This is a genomic window from Paenibacillus sp. FSL K6-2859 (assembly GCF_038008265.1).
Classification (GTDB): domain Bacteria; phylum Bacillota; class Bacilli; order Paenibacillales; family Paenibacillaceae; genus Paenibacillus_AQ; species Paenibacillus_AQ nitricinens.
In genome coordinates this window covers 6,110,365-6,132,045 of record NZ_JBBOYU010000001.1, presented here as the reverse complement: position 1 = coordinate 6,132,045, position 21,681 = coordinate 6,110,365, and the positions used below count along the sequence as shown (strand labels likewise).

The following is a 21,681-nucleotide window of genomic DNA, read 5'->3' as shown; positions in this document are numbered from 1 at the left end:
TTAATAATATGCTTATATCGAAGGAGGCATTGGAATGAAGCAACTTTATATAAAGCAGAAGGTATTTAGTCTAAGTGGTAAATTTACGGTAAAGAATCAGCAGGAGCAGGATGTCTATTATGTAGAGGGCAGTTTTATGCAAATACCAAAGACGTTCTCCATTATGAATACCACAAGAGATGAAGTCGGACTTATTACGAAGAAGGTATTTAGTTTTTTACCGAAGTTTTTTGTTGAGGTCAATGGTCGAGAGGTGTTAACGATTAAGAAAGAGTTTACTTTCATTAAAGCGCGCTATACGATTCATGCGGCTGACATTGAGGTACATGGTAACTGGTGGGACATGGATTTTCAGGTCTTGCAGTACGGTGTAGTCATAGGTAAAGTGAACAAGGAGTGGTTTACTTGGGGCGATAGCTACAAGGTTCAAATACTAAATGAGGAGATGGAGGCAATCATGATTGCGTTAGTTGTTGCAATTGATTGTGTAAAAGCTGACCAAGCAGCTTCTTCCTCATCAGCAACGATATAATTAGCCTAGTTCTATAAATAGCGGGAGTCTAAGATTTTGATATGTTTGAACAACTGATGAATGAAAACGATTGTATTTTTATATCTAGACTTTAAAATTTTTATGTTTTTAGCCTAAAAGATGCATTGACCTGGAAAAGGTTGGAGCCTATAATCATAAACAGGGAAAATTCATTAGATATGGAGTGATTTGGAACTTGAGGATTTCTCAAAAGGTCTAATTGTAAACGCATACAATGAAGTTTCTCCATACTTTCTTTGAAGGAGGGATTTGATAAGTTAGAAAGTCTCTTTTTTTCTTATTTTTGCAAACGTTTGCACAAGTGGTTGCACCTAAATAATGAGGAGGTTATTTACTTGGGAAGACAACAATCTAGGCGGTTTGTTTCTTGGTTGATTATTTTTTCGCTTATTTTTAGTTTATTTGGTTTATCCGGCGGGGCTTCAGCCAGCAATACTGATTATACAGTCTCCTACACGAACTCCACAGCATCTGCTGTAACACTGCATTGGACCACGAATAACTGGACGGATATTGCCGATACGGTTATGACTAAAAATGGAACCACATTTACGGCCAACCTCAATGTTCAGGAAGGCGCCACACTCATTTATTGTTATCATATTACGGCCCCGACAGATAGTTGGGATAGCAACGGAGGGAAGAACTGGACGGTTGTTGTCCCGGTTGCTGGTAAATACGAAGCTGAGAACGCAGCCTTGTCAGGTGGCGCCAAAATAAATACGAATCACACCGGATATACTGGCACCGGTTTTGTGGATGGATACACAACCATAGGAGCAACAACCACCTTTAGTGTTCAATCCTCCGCGACTGGTACCTATAATGCCACGCTCCACTACGCCAATGGGTCTGGCAGTGCTAAGATCGTTTCCATTTATGTAAATGGTGTAAAGGTAAAGCAGACCACTTTAGCGAATTTGGCAAGCTGGGATGCATGGGGTGACCAACCTGAAACGCTCTCTTTACAGGCAGGCAATAATTCAATCGCCTACAAATATGACTCGGATGATACTGGGAATATCAATATCGACTATCTAACTCTTTCAGCCACAGCAACACCAACATCTACCGCAGCACCGACATCAACGCCAACAGTGACTCCTACACCAACACCTACCGCAGCACCAACATCAACGCCAACAGTGACTCCTACACCAACACCTATCGCAACACCTACATCAACGCCAACATCAACGCCAACAGTGACTCCTACAGCAACACCTAGCGCATCTCTTACACCAACGCCAACCGTAACACCTACCGCAACACCTACACCAAAACCAACCGTAACACCTGCACCAACGCCAACTTCGGCTGGCTTAACGGTTCATTTTAAGAAACCAGCAAGCTGGAGCTCAACGATCCGAATCCATTACTGGAATCTGAGTCCGACGACGGTTCCAACAAGCGGAGCTTGGCCGGGAATTTTGATGAAATCGGATGGGAATGACTGGTACAGTTATACTATTGCCAACGCCTCTGGCACAAGCCTTATCTTTAATGATGGCAACGGCAAACAGACCGCCGACTTGTCCCGCAGTGTAAAAGAGGGCTGGTATTCCTCGGATAATGTGTGGTATGACGCAAATCCAGAAATTCCGAAGATCCCTGTGATTTCAGTCTCTCCTACGCCTAAGACATATGATTCTGCTCAAACCGTGAAGCTTTCCAGTCTCAGTAGCAGCGATAAAATCTACTATACAACAGACGGGTCGACACCTACGACATCTTCTACCTTATACACGACTCCAATCCAAGTAGTCTCTACTATGACTATCAAGGCTTTTGGTGTGAACTCCTTAGGTCAAGCAGGCAGCGTAGGCACTTTTGCTTATGTTATTGACCTAAATCTCGACCTGCAAGCGCCAACGATTACAGCGAATTTACCTGTTGGAAATTCAAGCTCTGCAGTAACCGTATCTTTTAATATAAAAGATAACAAAGCGGCAACCACCACCGCATATTACACGGATAATGGTACGGAACCAACGGCTAACTCAAAAGTCTACATCTCAGGAAATGCTTTAACGGCTCTGGCAGGACCGTCCATCCTCATTAATAAGACGACAACACTGAAATTCCTAGTCGTCGACGGTGCGGGAAATGAAACGAAACAGAGCTTCGTCTACACGATTGGAAATAAAGGCGATTTCCGCGAAGACACCATTTATTTCGTAATTACTTCACGATTCTATGATGGTGATCCGAGTAACAATGTGCATTCATGGGATGATGCTAAGGCGGGGAATCCGGATTCAGACCCAGCTTGGAGAGGGGATTTTAAGGGATTGATCCAAAAGCTCGACTACATCAAAGCGCTCGGATTCAGTGCGATTTGGATTACACCAGTGGTGCAGAATGCCAGCGGGTATGATTATCATGGCTACCATGCGATTAATTTTTCCAAAGTAGATCCAAGGTACGAATCAGCGGGAGCCTCTTATCAGGAATTAATCAATGCGGCTCATGCCAAAGGGATAAAGGTCATTCAGGATATTGTCGTGAATCATACCGGTAATTTTGGGGAAGAGAATCTGTTACCTATGTTCAAAAAAGATCCAGCCGCAGCCGACACCGTGAATAATATGATCAAAATTACGGATAAACTGCCAGCCAACTACGATACGATGACCCCTGATCAACAATATCAGGCAAGACTCGCCATCATGAAAAATGCGGACACCAACAATAACATGTACCATACCGAAAAAAGTCTTTCCTGGGAATCTTATACCGTGCAGACAGGACAGATTGCAGGAGATGCCGTAGACTTGAACACAGAAAACCCTGTAGTGAATCAGTACCTAATTGACAGCTATAATCAATATATCGACATGGGTGTTGATGCTTTCCGGGTCGATACTGTGAAGCATGTTAGCCGGTATATTTTTAACAAATACTTTGTTCCTGCTTGGAAAACAAGAGGGGGCTCCAACTTCTTTGTCTTTGGGGAAGTAGCTACTCGGTACAGAGATGTGTGGAACAGTGGAATCCCGGCAATATCGACGCCATTCTATACATGGAAAAGCTCGAAAGCCTATCCGGGTGATGGACAAAATGACTACGCTTCCAATAAGCTGTCAGTGGAACAAGAGTGGGCGGATAACTCTACTACAACAGGACAGCCAACCTCGAACAATGCATTTTTACTCGGCAATAATTATCATGCGCCTGATTATTCGATGAAATCCGGTATGGATGTCATTGATTTTCCAATGCATTGGGCGTTCAAGACAGCACAGGAAGCCTTCAGTATGAGGAGTGGGGATCAATTCTATAACGATGCGACCTGGAATGTAACTTATGTTGACTCTCATGACTATGCACCTGACCAAGCACCAGAGAATCAACGGTTTGCAGGAACACAAGATACTTGGGCTGAGAATCTCTCCCTGATGTTCACCTTCCGAGGAATCCCTGCGATCTATTATGGTTCAGAAATTGAATTTAAAAAAGGTTCAGTCATCGATGTAGGTCCAAATGCTCCGCTCAGCTCAACAGGGCGCGCTTACTTCGGAGATCATATCGAGGGTAGCGTTACGGTTCAGGACTACGGTAAATATACAAACGCAACCGGCACACTTGCCGATTCATTGAACTATCCGTTGGCCAAACATATCAGACAGCTTAATTTAATCAGAAGAGCTGTTCCAGCCTTGCAAAAAGGTCAATATTCCACAGAAAATGTATCCGGTGATTTGGCATTTAAAAGAAGATACACCGACAGCACCAGTGGTATTGATAGCTTTGCATTAGTTACGATCTCAGGAAATGCGACATTTACCGGAATTCCGAATGGAACTTACGTGGATGCGGTGACTGGCGATACCAAAACCGTAACTAACGGCACAATCACACTGGTATGCTCCGGAAAAGGAAATGCGAGAGTCTATGTATTGAACGGTAGCGGTGGAATTGGAGTAACAGGAACCTACCTGAAATAGAATAAATCTGTCTTAGTAAAAAAGAGAAGAAGCAGCCTCAGTTCGGATTTCCCACCGTTCTAAGGTTGCTTCTTCCTATAACATTAATCATTTAATCCTTTTCCATCTAGAATTTGCGGCATCCATTTTTCAACCCTAGAGACTCGAGTTTTGGACTGCTTGGGTTCAGAAAAATGATGAAGATAGGCTCTTTGTCGTCCAGGCGTCAAAGCTTCGAAAGCAGTTTTCAAGGCAGGCATTTCATCGAGTTTATTTTGAAATTCATCAGGAATGCTGAATTCCGTGTTCTTTTTAAATTCTACTTCCAAGCCAGCCTTTTCAACTTCGATGGCTTCATAGATATAGTCTTTTATGATATTTTCTTTTTCTAGGATCTCTTGAACATTGGCGAACCGAATCTGGCGTGCTGCTTGAACATTCTCCGTTTGTTGAATCAGAATCCCATGGGTATCCTTTAATAAGACACCTTTATGAAACAGCAGCGCAATATATTCTTTAAATCCATGGATTAAGACTATGTTTTTGTTCTCTAACGTATAACAAGGATGCATCCACTTAAAATCTTCGGTTAATTCACAATCAAGGACGATATTTCTCAACGTCTCGTATTCTTCCTGCCACTGTTTTACTTTCCTTAAAAATCCGTCTACCTTAGGATTCGTTTTGCTATTTGTCATTAAGGAACACCCTTCTTCCTCGTAATTATATTATGTTAAAAAACCTTTCAACTGCTTCTTTCTTAGCTTGTCCCTTTTGTGACTGATCTAAATGCAGAGATTGCAAGTAGATACTAGTAAGACTAACATAATATTAGATGTCTCTTACGAAATTGGCTAGTAAAACTTAGGATAGGGAGGGTCTTATGAATACAATTACCGTTGATTTAGTTGCGAGATTAATAAATGAACAATTTCCCGCATGGTCCAGTTTAGAGATTAGACCGGTAAAATGCAGTGGGCATGATAATCGAACGTTTCATTTAGGCGAGCATATGAGCGTGAGGTTACCCAGTGCGGCAGCTTACGCTCCACAAGTGGAGAAAGAACAACGATGGTTGCCCATTTTAGCTAAAGAACTTACACTACCGATTTCAACACCATTAGCTAAAGGGGAGCCTAGTGAAACATATCCATGGCCTTGGTCTATCAATAAGTGGGTAGAGGGTGAAACATTAACGTATCAAAATATTAATGATCTTAATCAAGTCGCTAGAGATTTAGGAGCATTTTTAATCGAATTACAATCTATTGAGGCTAGTGGAGGACCTTTAGCAGGAGCGCATAATTTCTATAGAGGTGGATCTTTAGCGGTGTATGATGAAGAGTCTAGACACGCACTGGAACAGAATAAAGATATTTTTAATGAAGGTAAGTTGAAAAAAATTTGGGAGACGGCATTAGATTCTAAGCGGAATTCGCAGCCGGTTTGGGTTCATGGTGATATTGCGCCAGCGAATATTTTGGTTGAGAATGGGAGGATTTGCGCCGTCATTGATTTTGGAATCTTGGGGGTAGGCGATCCTGCTTGTGATGCGGCAATGGCTTGGAACTTTTTTGATAAGGATAGCAGAAAGGTATTCAAGGATGTATTACAGATGGATGAAGGGACTTGGAACAGAGCAAGAGGATGGGCTTTATGGAAAGCATTAATTACATATAATGGAAATCGATCTTCTAACCAAAAGGCAGCAAAGGAATCCTTAACTATTATTAATTCTATAGCAGATGACTTTGAATTGTAGAAATTGCTCTACATAAAACGTAAAAACTAACCCATACTAGCTCGTAAGTATGATAATTTATGAACATTTAGCGACTGACAACGATTATCATATTAGAATTATTATAAATAACTTGACAGGCCTTAATTTGGTTAATTATAATAATTACAAATAGTATTCAGATATGTGATGTTTGCAGATTTGAATATTGTGCTCACAAAAAATAAAACTTAAAGGAGATTTAAATAATATGTCACTAATCGGAACAGAAGTCCTACCCTTCAAAGCAAGCGCATTTCAAGATGGGAAATTTATCGATGTATCAGAAGAAAACTTTAAAGGAAAATGGAGTGTAGTTTGCTTTTACCCAGCTGACTTTACATTCGTATGCCCAACTGAACTTGAAGATTTGCAAAACCAATATGAAACCCTGAAACAATTGGGTGTTGAAGTATATTCCGTTTCCACAGATACTCACTTTACACATAAAGCATGGCATGAAAGCTCCGCAGCTATTGGCAAGGTAAAATACATCATGATCGGCGATCCTTCTCATGTGATTTCCCGCAACTTTGATGTATTGATCGAAGCTGACGGTCTTGCTGATCGTGGTACATTCATCATTGATCCAGACGGTATTATCCAAACCGTTGAGATTAATGCTGGTGGTATTGGTCGCGATGCTAGTGCACTTGTTAACAAAATCAAAGCAGCACAATATGTACGCAATCATCCAGGTGAAGTATGCCCAGCGAAATGGTCTGAAGGTGCAGAAACTCTTAAACCAAGTCTGGATCTTGTAGGTAAGATTTAAGGAGCGAAAGCTAATGAAATTAGATCAAGAAATAAAAGCTCAACTTGCGCAATACCTAGAACTCTTGGAAGGCGACGTAGTACTGAAAATCAGTGCAGGCACTGACGAAGCTTCGGAAGAGATGGAAGCGCTGGTTGATGAGATTGCCAAAATGTCAGCTAGGATTACGGTTGAAAAAACCGAACTCCCTAGAACCCCAAGCTTTAGCGTAAATCGTGTAGGTGAAGATACGGGCGTAACCTTTGCTGGAACTCCGCTTGGACATGAGTTTACTTCATTAGTATTGGCTCTATTGCAGGTTAGCGGAAGAGCGCCTAAGGTTGAGCAAAGTGTTATTGATCAGATCAAAGGCATTAGTGGCGAATATAAGTTTGAAACTTATGTCAGCCTAAGCTGTCATAATTGCCCTGATGTTGTACAAGCACTGAACCTAATGAGTATCTTTAATCCCGGCATTACCCATACGATGATTGACGGCGGAGTGTTCAAAGAAGAGGTAGAGCGCAAAGAAATTATGTCTGTTCCAAGCGTTTACCTTAACGGTGAATTTTTCGAAAGTGGTCGTATGACGGTTGAAGAAATTCTAGCTAAAATGGGTAGTACTGTGGATGCATCAGAGTTTGACAACAAAGCACCGTACGACGTGCTTGTTGTTGGTGGTGGTCCAGCAGGCGCAAGTGCAGCAATATATGCGGCACGTAAAGGGATTCGCACAGGTATTGTTGCTGAACGTTTAGGCGGACAGGTTAACGACACACTTGGTATTGAGAACTTTATCAGTGTGAATTACATTGAAGGTCCTCAGCTAGTGGCTAAACTCGAAGAGCAAGTGAAAGAGTACGGCATTGATGTGATGAAATTACAACGTGCTACACGTTTAGATAAGAATGATTTAATTGAAGTTGAACTCGAGAATGGTGCTGTTCTAAAGAGTAAGACGGTCATTCTATCGACAGGTGCTCGTTGGCGCAATATGGGTGTGCCTGGTGAAGCTGAATTCAAGAATAAAGGTGTAGCCTACTGCCCACACTGTGATGGTCCTTTATTCGCAGGCAAAGATGTTGCCGTTGTCGGCGGCGGTAATTCAGGAATTGAGGCAGCTATTGACCTTGCGGGTATAGTGAAGCATGTCACGGTTCTGGAATTTGCTCCAGAGCTCAAAGCAGATGCTGTACTGCAAGACCGTCTCTACAGCCTTCCTAATGTTACTGTACTTAAGAACGTGCAAACGAAAGAAATTACCGGAACTGATAAGGTAAATGGTATTTCTTATATCGATCGCGCAACAGAAGAAACTCACCATATCGAATTGCAAGGTGTATTTGTACAGATCGGTCTGGTTCCGAATACAGATTGGTTAGGTGACATGGTTGAACGTACTCGCGTTGGCGAAATCGTTGTAGATAGCCATGGTGCCACAAACGTACCAGGAGTATTTGCTGCTGGCGATTGCACTAATAGTGCTTATAAACAAATCATCATTTCGATGGGATCTGGTGCAACTGCAGCTTTAGGTGCATTTGATTATCTGATCCGTAACTAATCGATACGGTTAATAAAAGCAAAGATCCAAAGCCCTCACTTTTCACAAAGTGGGGGCTTTTTTATGCGCCAATGAGCAAATAAAATCAAGGGGATTACGAACCAAATGATAATTCGATAGAGAAGATGGAGGAAATCAAAATAATGTTCCAGAAACTAAATGAATTGCGAATAAATTATAACAAAAGAATATTTTAAACGTATATTTAAATTCATGGATGGTATAGTAAGATAGTAGTTGAGTAACAAACTTAGGAGGAATAAATTATGTCGACACCGCACAATGCAGCACAAAATGGTGAAATCGCCAAAACAGTATTAATGCCAGGAGATCCGTTAAGAGCGAAGTATATCGCAGAAACCTATTTGGAAAATCCAACCCAATTTAATACGGTACGGAATATGTTTGGATATACAGGCACTTACAAAGGTAAAGAAGTGTCAGTAATGGGTTCGGGAATGGGAATGCCAAGTATCGGTATTTATTCTTATGAACTATACAAAAATTATGGTGTGGAAAACATCATTCGTATCGGTAGTGCAGGTGCCTACACAGATAAATTGAATTTATTTGATGTGGTACTGGCAGATAGTGCCTGGAGTGAATCTACATACGCCTATGTGCAAAGTGGTGTAGAAGGAGACGTGCAGCTGCCAAGTAAAGAATTGAACGAAGTCATTGAAGAAGCAGCTAAACGTATTAACAAGCCAATTTTAACGGCGAGAATTCATTCAAGCGATGTATTCTACCATGAAGACAACGTGCCCGGCCACAATGAATTTTACAATGAACATGGCTGTGTATGTGTAGAAATGGAGAGCTATGCATTGTTCCATAATGCGAAAGTATTAGGTAAACAAGCGGCATGTATTCTTACTATTTCAGATTCATTAGTTACTCATGCGGTAACCACGGCTGAAGAAAGACAAAATTCTTTCAACAGCATGATGGAAGTTGCATTAGAAGCAGCGATTTCTCTTTAACAATAAAATATAAGAAGCTATGTGCATTCTCATAAAAAACCTATTGAATACAGGATGAAGACCTGATATTTAATAGGTTTTTTTCTCATTTGTAAAGTCATGGAAACCACATGTGCGCGATAAAAAGATTCTTCATTTTTAATCAAAATTTAATGTTAAATTCATAATAATTCTCTCGGATTATACCGATATAAAAAACAAACCAAATGGCTAAAAAGCTTAGAAAAGACATTCAATTTCCATATGGTGGAACTGTTGATTTATATTATGGTGTAATGCCAAAGGGGGAAACTTGTGTTTAAGCGGAGTGGCAATCTTTTATTAGCAATAAGTTTAGTATTTTCTATCGTAAGTTCTCTATTTATGCCTGGAGTAACGGATGCAGCACCCAGCAATAGCAATATCATTGATCAAAGTTCCACATCAGCTGGAGATTTGAACAGTGTTGCATTTGGCAATGGTATTTTTGTTGCGGTGGGCCAAGGAGGAATATCTACTTCAACGAATGGTGTGGATTGGTCTATCTCTAAAAAGGTGGGAAGTCCCAAGCTTAACTCAATCGTGTTCGCTAATGGGCTGTTCTTAGCTATCGATGGCAGTGAAAAGGCAGTATATAAGTCAGCCGATGGTGAAAGCTGGACCAAAACTACGTTATCGATCACTCCGGAAAGACTGAAAGCGGTTAATGGAAAATTCTTTGTATGGCAGTCAGTATATAAAAATGGTACCAATCCACCTTCTTATGATGTAACTCTTCTGCAATCCTCGGATGGCGTTGTCTGGACAGATACAAGAATTACTTCTACCAATACAATATTCGGTATGCAAATGTTAACGGATATTGCTTACGGACAGAACAAATACGTAGTCTCTGCTAACAATGCAGTCTATTACACCTCAACAGATCTGATCAACTGGACAACGGTTACCTTAACCAATCTAGTGATCGACTACTATAATTCGAATTGGCCTTTTGTTACGAATGTAATGTATTTAAAGGATCGTTTTTTTAGTTATATCGTGACTCCTTTTGCTAAAAAAGTATTTACCTCTACAGACGGCGCTAACTGGACCGTTGATGCTTCATGGGATAATAAGCAATTTTATGGGGGGGCTTCTTTAAATGGGAGCTATTTGTTATATGGACAAGGGGTAATTTATAAATCTGCTGCGGCTCCGTTGGACAGCACCCAGTGGACATCTTCGGATACCCATACAACAATGATGGTGAACAATATGGTTTACGGAAATGGCAAATATGTTGCCTCAGGGGGCAGCGGATTGCTGGTTTCTTCTGACCTATCGGCGTGGAGTAATGTCAGCGGCAATCTGAAAAGTATTGCTAAGGATGGTGATGGTAATTATATTGCCGTCTCATCCGGGGAATATGGTTCTATCTACAAATCTAATAGCTCCGCAGTATGGAATGATGTCACTTCCTCAAAGCTGCCGGGAATGAATGCGGTCACGTATGGAGCAGGGAAGTTTATTGCGGTTACAAATAAAGAAAACTACAATCTTAATGCCAAAGTGGTTACCTCGACTAACGGTGACACTTGGACGGTGACAGATAGCGGTGTGCAGGACAATTTAAGCGGCGTCGCTTTTGGCGCAAATCAATACGTTGCTGTTTCTGATTATGGTGGAATTTACTCTTCAGTAAATGGAAACGCATGGACAGAGCGATTTAAGAACGGGGATTATGCGTTTAATACAGTAACCTACTTGAATAATCAATTTGTAGCTCTCGGGATGAATTACAATCCTAGTACCTATGAGCCCGATAATGTTGTTATAGCAAAATCATCAGATGGTGTACAGTGGGGTACGCCCTTAGAGATTGGTTTTCCAAATACCTCTTTAAAGGGAATTGCCTATGATGGTAGAGCTTATATTCTGGTTGGAGAAGATACACTTAGTCAGCAGGCGGTAATTCTAACCACAGAAGATTTGGTAACTTTTACGAAGGTTACAATATCAGCTGATGCATTAAATAATATCAGCTTTGGTAATGGGAGTTTTCTGGCTGTTGGATTAAAAGGTGAGTTATTCACTTCGGCAGATGGATCCACGTGGACTCAGGAAACATCAGATCTTACCTCTAATCTTAATGGCATCATTTATGATGGTAATAATTTTAAGGTCGTGGGAGATCATTTTACCAAAATGACCTTAAACCTAGGACCTACTCTAGCATACAGCCTCACCGCAACAGCGGCGACTTTAACCCCTGTTGTAGGTGTGGATAATGCGATCACTTTGACAGTGAAGAATTCGCTGGGCGATACAGATACAACGTTCACCGGAACCAAAGAAGTGACGGTAGCGGGTTATGGTGCTGCACCAGACGGAACGTACGGAAGTTTTTGGGGGACCGCTTTGACGGCATCACCGAGCAAAATCAACGTAAGTTTCGTTGAAGGTGTAGCTCAGGTGAACCTGAAGCTGAACAAAGCCGGAGCGCAAGCTGTGGTGTTCAGCCAAGCAGGCGTAGCATCGCCAGCGGCAACAGCGCTGAACATAATTTCAGTTGCAGGCAGCACAGCGACGATGAAGCTGACCACAGGGGTAAGTGCGCCGCAGACGAATGGCGGCAGCTTCGCTAAGCAGCCAGTCATTACGCTGCTGGATCAGTTCGGTAACGTGAATACGAGCGATAACAGTACAGTTGTTAGTGTTTCGAAGAAGGATGCAGGAAGCTGGACGCTGACGGGGAATATGACGCAGACCGCAGTAGCGGGTATCGTCACGTTTACCGATCTGGGAGCTACGAATGCAGCAGGAATTACCGGAGCACAGCTGGCGTTTGATGCGACAGGTCATGCAGAGATTACTAGTGCAGTTATTGACCTTACCTGGCCTGAACTTGCTGCGCCAAGTATTGAGACTGTGACGGCAGGGAACGGACATATTCGTATTACTTGGAGTCCCGTATATGGTACCGATAGTTACGCTGTATATCAGTCTACAGCTTCAGGTGTTTATGGAGCTGAGGTAGCTACTATAAGTGGCTCTGAGAACAGTTATGATGCTGTCGGGTTAATTAATGGAACTGCTTATTATTTTATTGTTAAGGCTGTTAATCCTGACGGTATCAGTCCAGCTTCCAATGAAGTAACTAGAACGCCTCAGGTTCCAGCACCAGGTGCGCCAATCCTTCATTCACCTGTGGCAAGTAATGGCCTCATCGGCTTAACATGGGATCCGGTGAAGGGTGCAATAGGATACACTATCTACCAGGGGATTTCTTCTGGAATCTACGAGACGAAAGTAGCTACGGTGAGCGAATCGGTATATAACTATGATGTGACAGGGCTAATCAATGGCGAATCCTATTATTTCGTAGTTAAGGCATCCAATCCGGGAGGGGAGAGTGCAGCTTCTAACGAAGTTAGCACGAAACCAAGAGCATCACCATCTGCACCTACGGACTTAATAGCAGTAGCCGGAGATGGCGAGGCAACTGTAACATTTGCAGTTCCTGATTCGAACGGGGGAACCCCAATTACGAATTATGAGGTTACTGCTTCTCCGGGTAATATCGTAACGGTTGGGGCAACAAGTCCAATAACGGTAACAGGTCTAGCGAATGGAACAACTTATTCGTTTTCAGTTAAAGCGATTAATAGCGCTGGTAGTAGTGTAGCCTCTGAAGTTTCGAACTCCGTGACACCGAAGTCATCAACGGAGGTTGAGATTACACCTACACCTACACCACAAACACCAACATCAACAACGGCTCCAACTGTAACTGCAACACCAACACCATCAAGTAATATCGTTGAGGTATTGGTGAACGGTAAGGTTGAAAATGCCGGAACAGCAACGGTGTCTGAGCAAAATGGACAGACGATTACAACGATTGTTGTGGATCAGGCGAAAATAGAGCAACGTATCGACAAGGAAGGTCAGAATGCAATTATAACTATTCCTGTAACTGCTACCTCAGATGTGATCATTGGAGAGCTAAATGGTCAAATTATCAAGAATATGGAGCAAAAACAGGCACAGTTAATCATTCGTACTCCAAAAGGAACTTATACGTTGTCAGCAGCACAGATTGATATCAGTGCTATTTCAGAACAGTTTGGCACAGGCATTGCTCTAAAAGATATGAAAGTGCAAATTTCAATTTCTGTTCCTACTGCGGATGTACTGAAAAGGATAGAAATGTTGTCAGGAAAGGAAGGGCTAACGCTGGTAGCTCAGCCATTAGATTTCACAGTGAAGGTTACTTACGCTGGGAAAACTATTGAAGTCACTCAGTTTAATACTTATGTAGAAAGAACGATTCCTCTTGCGGATGGCGTAGACCTGAAGAAGATCACAACTGGACTAGTATTTGAAGCGGGAGGCACGTTCCGTCATGTACCGACGCAGATCGTTGTTATTGATGGTAAAGGTTATGCGAGAATACACAGTTTAACGAACAGTACGTATTTCATAGTTCAAGATCCGCAGAGCTTCAATGATGTCACCACCCACTGGGCTAAGGATATTGTTAATGAAATGGCATCACGTAAGGTTATTAATGGTATCGGCAACGAGTTGTTCAACCCTAGTCAGGAAATTACACGTGCAGAATTTGCAGCTATTATCGTTCGTGGATTGGGATTGAAGTTAGAGAGCGGCACTACAACCTTTAAAGATGTAAAGATCTCAGATTGGTATAATGATGCGGTACAGACAGCTTACTCCTATAAACTAATCAATGGTTTTGAAGATGGAGCTTTCCGTCCAATAGACAAAATTACTCGCGAACAGGCGATGAGTATGATTGCTAAAGCTATGATTATTACCGAATTGAAAGCTAAGCTTCCTTCCATAGAAGCGAGTGAGCTGCTGCACTCTTACACGGATGCGATTGAAGCATCGGGATGGGCTAAGAGTGGCATTGCAGATACTCTGCAAGCAGGAATTATCACAGGTAGAAGCGGAAATGTACTCGCGCCAAAAGCCTTTATTACGAGAGCGGAAGTTGCGGCTATCATTCAAAGATTACTACAACAATCAGATTTGATTTAATTCACGGTTATGGTTTCAGAGGATCCTCCATGCAGGTAGAACTGCGGAGGATCCTCTTTGTATTATTAGCTTAGACAGAGACTTCTGGCTGAGGATGTCCTTCTTCTGCTTTGTTATTGACAAGAAGAAAAATCCAGATCATAATAACATATGAGCACTTGTTCATATGTTATTATAATCTGGATTTTTTGAATACCGCTGTGCGCGCATACAAATACTATCTTGCTGAAGGTAAATAGGAGGTAAATCATGAATAAGAACAAGAATAATCACAACCCTAAGATTGAACATGTAGACGTGCAACACTCCGATCACGATCACAGCGATCACAATCATTCCCATGCAGGACACGATCATTCCCACGGACCTCACGGTCATCATCATTTTGATCCTAGCGGAAACAAAAAAGGACTAATGATTGCATTAATAATTACGGTAGGAATTATGTTTTTGGAGTTTTTTGGCGGACTGGTCACTAACAGCTTAGCGCTGCTATCGGACAGTGGGCATATGCTAAACGATGCAAGCTCTTTAGCATTAAGCCTAGTGGCGGTCTGGTTTGCAACTAAACCTGCATCTCCCAATAAAACGTATGGATTCCATCGGTTTGAAATTCTAGCGGCACTATTGAACGGGGTGACCTTATTTGTAGTTGCTGGTTTTATCATCGTGGAAGCTTATGGTCGATTCTTTGAGCCGCCTACGGTTGCAAGTGGTTCTATGATGCTGATCGCGAGTATAGGTCTACTAGCCAATGTTGCTAGTGCTTGGTCTCTTATGAGAAAAGGGGATGTAAAGAATAACATTAACCTTCGCAGCGCTTATCTACATGTGCTTGGCGATGCTTTGGGCTCGGTAGGGGCTATTGTTGCGGGTTTAGTTATGATGATTTTTGGCTGGTATATTGCCGACCCAATTATAAGCGTACTAGTTGCTCTATTAATTCTTAGAGGCGCTTGGGGAATCATCAAACATACCGTTCATGTTCTTATGGAAGGTACACCGATTACAGTCAATCCAGCTGAGGTGAAGGCAGTTCTAGAAAATATCGAGGGCGTTATAAATGTTCACGATCTTCATATTTGGACAATTACCTCAGGCCTTGATTCACTAAGCTGTCATCTCTTAATCAAAGATCAGGAAGATGATCAACGTATTTTGCAGCAAGCCATTCAGTTAATAGCGGAAAGCTTCAAAATCCAGCATACTACTATTCAAATTGAGACATCGGTGATATCCCATGAAATGATGAAAGTCTAATTATATTTTATATTTTGAATAGATTAGGGAGGGTATAGTATAATAAAACTATATGGAAAGGAGTGATTGGTGCATGGAAGATCATACGCACGAGCACGAATCATGTAGCACGGGTGAACGGAAAAGTCATCACTCTGAGAAGACTAAAAAGAACCTGGTTAGCCGACTCAATAGAATTGAAGGACAAGTGAGAGGGCTAAAGGGATTAATTGAGAAGGACACCTATTGTGATGATGTGCTGCATCAAATCTCTTCAGTCCAATCTGCTTTGAACGGCGTAGGGAAACTTTTGTTAGAACATCATATGAAGAGCTGTGTCGTGGAACGAATTCAAGATGGTGAAAATGAAGTGTTAGATGAGTTATTAATTACTATCAATAAATTAATTAAATAAATTGATAATAGAAAGGATTCGTTGGAATCCTTTTTTTATTTAGATTCATATATAGTGTAGGGGGGTATACTAGTGTTGTTGGGAAATATACTGAAGGAGGACGACCCATATGAACGTAGAGGTATTTACAACACCGACTTGTGAGGATTGCAGAAATTTTAAAAAGTTCTTAAGTGAGCATCATATTCCATTTTCTGAATTTAATATTGCAGATCATCCTGACCATGCAGATACGTTATTTAATCGAACTGGAAAAAGGCTGGTTCCTACCATTTTCATTAACAATCAGGTATTTTTCGGATTTGTGTTCAATCGTCAAGAAATTGAGAAACAGTTACTTGTCTAGTGTTTAGTTCCGGATAATTTCTTTGAGCATGATAAGTTAGCTCACGATTGGGTATATATAGAGTAGGGGACTATACTAAATTACATCCTGAGAGGAGCTTTTATGATGTCACATCAAAACTATAAAGCGTGTATTGAAGAGTGTTTAAAATGTATGGTAGCTTGTAATCACTGTTACTCATCTTGCCTGGAGGAAGATCATGTAGCAATGATGAAGGAGTGCATTCGCCTGGATCGTGAATGTGCAGATATATGCGGATTCACTGCGCATGCCCTTTCAATGAATAGTAAATATGCCAAGGCCTTATGTTTAGCTTGTGCTGAGGCTTGTGAAGCTTGTGGCAACGAATGCCAAAAACATGACCATGATCATTGCCAGCAATGTGCAGAAGCATGTTTTGCCTGTGCGAAAATTTGCCGTGAAATGGCCGCTTAACTCAGTAGGACTCTCTTCAGAGAGGATTCATGAAGGAGTTTTCTCAGAAACAGGATTCTGTTACTGAGAGGACTCCTTTTTAAGTGTTTGGTGTATAGCTTGTCGCTTGACATAATATAGGGTAGGGGGGTATACTAATGTCAAGAAGAGGAAGATACAAACAATAGAAATCATCACAAAAGTGGAAGAGGTGTTTATATAATGACTACTGCGGCGGCGGGACAATCACAAACTTCATTACAAATCACAGGGATGACTTGTGCTGCTTGTGCAAACCGCATAGAAAAAGGCTTGAACAAGTTAGAAGGTGTAACAGAAGCCAACGTAAACTTTGCAATGGAAAGGGCTACAGTGACTTATGATCCGAGTATAGTGGACGTAAGTAAAATGGAAGCAAGTATTCAGAAGCTCGGGTATAGCACGGCTAAAGAAGCTGTAGATTTACAGCTTGTAGGTATGACATGCGCTGCTTGTGCATTGAAAATTGAAAAGACTCTGAATAAGCTACCAGGTGTAAGCATAGCCAACGTGAACTTTGCGATGGAAACAGCACATGTCGAATATAATCCCGTTGAAGTTTCTGTATCTGATATGCAGAAGCGGGTGGATAAGCTTGGCTACAAGGCTGTTCCCAAACAAGAGCAATGTGATCCAGCCAAACAGCGACAACAAGATTTAACCAAGCAAAAACGCAAGCTTCTAATCTCCGCGATTCTATCCTTTCCATTACTGTGGGCTATGGTGAGCCACTTTTCGTTTACTTCGTGGATTTGGCTGCCTGACCTTTTTATGAATCCATGGTTCCAATTGATTTTGGCAACACCAGTTCAATTTTATATTGGTAAACAATTTTACATCGGTGCTTATAAAGCAATACGTAACGGCAGTGCGAACATGGACGTTCTAGTTTCCCTTGGGACCTCGGCGGCGTTTTTTTACAGCTTGTACCTAACCATAGTTTGGGCTGCAAATGGTGGGAGCGCGCATCATGGACCAGAAATGTATTATGAGACGAGTGCAGTATTGATTACCCTGGTTCTAATGGGAAAATTGTTCGAATCCTTGGCAAAAGGACGGACATCTGAAGCTATTAAATCCTTGATGGGACTGCAAGCCAAGACAGCTTTAGTTGTCCGTGACGGTGAAGAATTAAGCATCCCTGTAGAGGAAGTTATTACTGGTGATATAGTACTTGTTCGTCCAGGGAATAAAGTACCTGTAGATGGTGAAGTGCTGGAAGGGATCTCGTCGGTAGATGAATCCATGCTGACAGGGGAAAGCCTTCCTGTGGAAAAGAAAGCCGGAGATTCCGTCATTGGAGCGACGATTAATAAAAACGGTATGCTTCGAATTAAGGCCACAAAAGTAGGGAAAGAAACCGCTCTTGCGCAGATTATTAAAGTAGTAGAAGAAGCGCAAGGTTCGAAAGCTCCTATTCAACGGGTCGCAGATGTTATCTCCGGTATTTTTGTTCCTATTGTTGTTGGGATTGCCGTTATTGCATTCTTGGTGTGGTACTTCATCGTAACACCGGGTGATTTTGCAGGAGCTCTGGAAAAAGCAATCGCCATTCTAGTTATCGCTTGCCCTTGTGCCTTGGGTCTGGCTACACCAACCTCCATTATGGCTGGTTCCGGACGTGCAGCTGAACTGGGAATCCTGTTCAAAGGCGGAGAGCATTTAGAGCAAACACATAAAATTGACACGATCATCTTAGATAAAACAGGTACAGTAACAAAGGGGAAACCCGAGCTTACCGATATTTTGGTCGAAGGTAATGAGACAGAATTTCTTAGACTGGTGGGTGCAGCTGAGAAGAATTCAGAACATCCACTGGCAGAAGCTATTGTCGCAGGCATCTTGGAAAGAAATATTGAAATGCCAGCGACAGACTCTTTTGAAGCGATACCGGGGTATGGGATTAAGGCTGTCGTGGAAGGCAAGGAGCTGTTAATTGGTACTCGGCGTCTCATGGACAAATACGGCGTAGAGGCAAGTCATGCTTATAAGATCATGTCTACTTTAGAAGAATCCGGTAAAACAGCAATGCTTGTGGCTATAAATAAAGGGTACGTGGGTATGGTAGCTGTTGCGGACACCATCAAAGAAACCTCTCAGGCTGCTGTCAGTCGCTTGAAAGGAATGGGCATCCAGGTCATCATGATTACCGGAGATAATGAACGTACGGCAAAGGCCATCGCAGCTCAAGTTGGCATTGATCATGTACGCGCTGAGGTGCTTCCAGAAGGAAAAGCGGAGGAAGTGAAAAAATTACAAGCGCAAGGAAAGATAGTAGCTATGGTTGGCGATGGCATTAATGATGCTCCAGCCCTTGCAACTGCAGATATTGGGATGGCTATCGGTACCGGTACGGATGTGGCTATGGAAGCAGCGGATGTTACTTTAATGCGAGGCGATCTATCCAGTATTCCTGATGCCATCTACATGAGCCGTAAAACGATGACTAATATTAAACAAAATCTATTCTGGGCACTTGGCTACAACTCACTTGGCATCCCAATTGCAGCACTTGGTTTCTTGGCTCCATGGGTAGCGGGTGCGGCAATGGCTCTCAGTTCGGTTTCCGTTGTTCTTAATGCACTACGTCTGCAACGTGTGAAGATCCGTAACTAAATGGTTAGAGGAATGGAGACGGAGATCATGGGTGAGGTCACGAAAATTGCAATTGCGCCTCCAATTCAAGTGGGGGGAAGCCTGTTTACGCCAGAGCAGCTTGCTACAATAGGAGTTATTCTAGGGACGAATGCAAAAATTGAAATGACATCTTTTAAACAGCTTTATTTGGAGGTTCCTCTGGAACAGCGTAAAGAGATCGTAGAACAACTTGAGCTTCTAGGCTTGGAAGTATATTCAGCTGGTTTTGTCACGAAAAGCCTGATTGCCTGTAATTTCTGCAGAGGGGCTGAGGAAGCAGGTCTGGCAGTTGCACAGAAATTTAATCAGTCCATAGCAGGGATTGAAACACCTATGCCACTGAAGATTGGTTATGCGGGCTGTGCACTCGGTACTAGTGAGCCTTTGCTGAAAGACATTAGCGTTGTCAAAATGCGTAATACCTATGAGATTTTTGTTGGAGGAGAACCGAAAGGGCTTAAAACTTCGATTGCACAATCCCTTAGGTCAGGGCTAAGTGAAGATCAAATCATTCCAGTAATTTTATCATTGATTAACTACTATAAGGCCAACGCTAAAGGCAAAGAGAAATTCAGGAAATTCATTGACCGGATGACGATAGAATTACTGCAACAAGTTGTTGCTGTGGGGTAAGGTTATAATGTTAAGAGGGGCTTCCTTTACAGGAGCTCCTCTTTTTTGTGTGATCTAAGAATAATGCTACGAAATGCAAAGTTTGTAAAATTAATAAACTATTTAAGTAAATAAAGTGTTAAAATTTATAAAAATAATACCTTTATTATCAAGATAAATAGATGCCATAGGGGATGGCATGGAAGATGCGATGATCATTATATAAACAAAATGAGAGGGAAGTTGACCAAACTATGATCAATCTTAGTTTAGAGCGACAACAGCAAATTAGCTATATTGGGATTACTGAGGCTGATTTAAATGTATTGAAAGGGAAGGAAAAAGAATTCAAGCAAATCGTAAGCTCCCTTGTAGATGAATTGTATAAGCAGATGATAGAGGAGCCTGAGCTACTCCATATCATTGAACAGCACAGTACACTTGATCGATTGAAGGAAACACAGCAGTGGTATTTTTTATCCATGGCCTCGGGTGTGATTGATGAAGCCTTTATTGAAAGACGCCTGCTTATAGGTAAAATTCACTCGCGTATTGGTCTGACAACGAATTGGTATTTGGGTACTTACATATTATATTTAGATCTCGCTACAGCTTATTTTGAACGGATATTACCGACTGATTGGAAACCCGTCATACATGCATTAACCAAGATGTTTAATCTGGATTCACAGTTGGTTCTTGAAGCCTACGAAGTCGATGAAAAAGCAAAAATAGAAAATTTATTGGAAAAGCAAAACCACTTGCTTACAGGTGTTAGTTCTGCGGTTCAAGAATTAGTATCCTTAATGGTTCAACTGAAAGATAGCAGTGAATCCATCGAGGAATTAGCTAGTAAGAATGCTGATTATCAAGAGAAAACACATCAAACTGTGTTATATCTCGACAAAGAGGTAGAGTCTATTCATCAAGTGGGTACAATGATTAGGGAAGTGGCTGATCATACGAATCTTTTGGGCTTAAACGCAGCCATTGAAGCAGCAAGAGCAGGGGAGTACGGAAGAGGTTTCGAAGTCGTCGCGAATGAAGTACGCAAGTTAGCTCGCCGCTCTAAAGATTCAATAGGAACGATTGATGAGAAGCTGAATAATATCAACTCCACACTGTCCAAGGTGAAAAAAGAATCAGAACACAATTCCATGTATTCCAGAGATCAGGTGAAGGGCTCTCAAGAACTGGCTTCCTTCGTGAATCTGATTGAAAAAGTGACCGTCGAGTTAGAAAACTTGAAATAATCAAGAATGTCTTATATTGCGGATCGAGTGTTAAGTACTCATTTCTGGTACAAGGAGTGATGAGTGTGCCTGTAGATCATCATGAACAAGATGCAGAAAATTCATCTAGAAAGATTCTAGCAGGATTAGGGTGACGATTTA

The 21,681-nt window shown here is 41.8% G+C and carries 15 protein-coding genes and 1 pseudogene; 15 read left to right on the top strand and 1 reads right to left on the bottom strand.

What is annotated here, in order from left to right:
* Nucleotides 1–34: 34 nt before the first annotated feature.
* Together MHB64_RS27280 and MHB64_RS27275 are read left to right on the top strand one after the other, a co-directional pair.
* Complete coding sequence (locus tag MHB64_RS27280; RefSeq protein WP_341135790.1) at nucleotides 35–532, top strand: LURP-one-related/scramblase family protein; 498 nt, start codon at nucleotides 35–37, stop codon at nucleotides 530–532.
* A gap of 356 nt (nucleotides 533–888) precedes the next feature.
* Nucleotides 889–4,500: an alpha-amylase family glycosyl hydrolase gene (locus MHB64_RS27275; protein WP_280787958.1), complete on the top strand. Its 3,612-nt coding sequence runs from the start codon at nucleotides 889–891 to the stop codon at nucleotides 4,498–4,500.
* An 83-nt stretch (nucleotides 4,501–4,583) separates the two neighbouring features.
* On the opposite strand, the gene MHB64_RS27270 is transcribed toward MHB64_RS27275, so the two are convergent.
* Nucleotides 4,584–5,177, bottom strand: a complete 594-nt coding sequence (locus MHB64_RS27270) for a YdeI/OmpD-associated family protein (RefSeq protein WP_094874692.1) — start codon at nucleotides 5,175–5,177, stop codon at nucleotides 4,584–4,586.
* Between the two features lie 185 nt (nucleotides 5,178–5,362).
* On the opposite strand from MHB64_RS27270, the gene MHB64_RS27265 reads away from it, so the two are divergent.
* The 13 genes and pseudogenes from MHB64_RS27265 (at nucleotide 5,363) to MHB64_RS33950 (ending at nucleotide 21,540) form a co-directional block, all read left to right on the top strand.
* Nucleotides 5,363–6,241: an aminoglycoside phosphotransferase family protein gene (locus MHB64_RS27265; RefSeq protein ID WP_341135789.1), complete on the top strand. Its 879-nt coding sequence runs from the start codon at nucleotides 5,363–5,365 to the stop codon at nucleotides 6,239–6,241.
* Between the two features lie 229 nt (nucleotides 6,242–6,470).
* The gene (gene ahpC, locus MHB64_RS27260) at nucleotides 6,471–7,034 is read left to right on the top strand and encodes an alkyl hydroperoxide reductase subunit C (RefSeq protein ID WP_042192019.1); all 564 of its coding nucleotides are present in this window, start codon (nucleotides 6,471–6,473) and stop codon (nucleotides 7,032–7,034) included.
* A 13-nt stretch (nucleotides 7,035–7,047) separates the two neighbouring features.
* Nucleotides 7,048–8,577 carry an alkyl hydroperoxide reductase subunit F gene (gene ahpF, locus MHB64_RS27255; RefSeq protein ID WP_341135788.1) on the top strand — a complete coding sequence of 510 codons (1,530 nt, stop codon included), beginning with the start codon at nucleotides 7,048–7,050 and terminating at the stop codon, nucleotides 8,575–8,577.
* Nucleotides 8,578–8,843: 266 nt separating this feature from the next.
* The gene (deoD, locus tag MHB64_RS27250; protein ID WP_094874689.1) at nucleotides 8,844–9,560 is read left to right on the top strand and encodes a purine-nucleoside phosphorylase; all 717 of its coding nucleotides are present in this window, start codon (nucleotides 8,844–8,846) and stop codon (nucleotides 9,558–9,560) included.
* Between the two features lie 294 nt (nucleotides 9,561–9,854).
* Nucleotides 9,855–14,585 (top strand): S-layer homology domain-containing protein, encoded by a 4,731-nt coding sequence (locus MHB64_RS27245; protein WP_341135787.1) that lies wholly within the window; start codon nucleotides 9,855–9,857, stop codon nucleotides 14,583–14,585.
* Between the two features lie 249 nt (nucleotides 14,586–14,834).
* A complete protein-coding gene (locus tag MHB64_RS27240) occupies nucleotides 14,835–15,845 on the top strand; it encodes a cation diffusion facilitator family transporter (protein ID WP_341135786.1) in 1,011 nt (336 codons plus the stop codon).
* A 73-nt stretch (nucleotides 15,846–15,918) separates the two neighbouring features.
* Complete coding sequence (locus MHB64_RS27235; protein WP_042131123.1) at nucleotides 15,919–16,239, top strand: metal-sensitive transcriptional regulator; 321 nt, start codon at nucleotides 15,919–15,921, stop codon at nucleotides 16,237–16,239.
* Nucleotides 16,240–16,348: 109 nt separating this feature from the next.
* The gene (locus MHB64_RS27230) at nucleotides 16,349–16,585 is read left to right on the top strand and encodes a glutaredoxin family protein (RefSeq protein WP_094871082.1); all 237 of its coding nucleotides are present in this window, start codon (nucleotides 16,349–16,351) and stop codon (nucleotides 16,583–16,585) included.
* Between the two features lie 105 nt (nucleotides 16,586–16,690).
* Nucleotides 16,691–17,020, top strand: coding sequence for a four-helix bundle copper-binding protein (locus MHB64_RS27225; protein WP_094871080.1), 330 nt, complete (start codon nucleotides 16,691–16,693; stop codon nucleotides 17,018–17,020).
* Between the two features lie 201 nt (nucleotides 17,021–17,221).
* Nucleotides 17,222–19,654, top strand: a complete 2,433-nt coding sequence (locus MHB64_RS27220; RefSeq protein WP_341135785.1) for a heavy metal translocating P-type ATPase — start codon at nucleotides 17,222–17,224, stop codon at nucleotides 19,652–19,654.
* The gene (locus MHB64_RS27215) at nucleotides 19,655–20,308 is read left to right on the top strand and encodes a nitrite reductase (RefSeq protein WP_341135784.1); all 654 of its coding nucleotides are present in this window, start codon (nucleotides 19,655–19,657) and stop codon (nucleotides 20,306–20,308) included.
* 233 nt (nucleotides 20,309–20,541) lie between these two features.
* Nucleotides 20,542–20,997: pseudogene (locus tag MHB64_RS33955) on the top strand (protoglobin domain-containing protein); the annotation flags it as partial.
* A gap of 96 nt (nucleotides 20,998–21,093) precedes the next feature.
* Nucleotides 21,094–21,540 carry a methyl-accepting chemotaxis protein gene (locus MHB64_RS33950; protein WP_445671647.1) on the top strand — a complete coding sequence of 149 codons (447 nt, stop codon included), beginning with the start codon at nucleotides 21,094–21,096 and terminating at the stop codon, nucleotides 21,538–21,540.
* The last annotated feature ends 141 nt before the right edge of the window (nucleotides 21,541–21,681 follow it).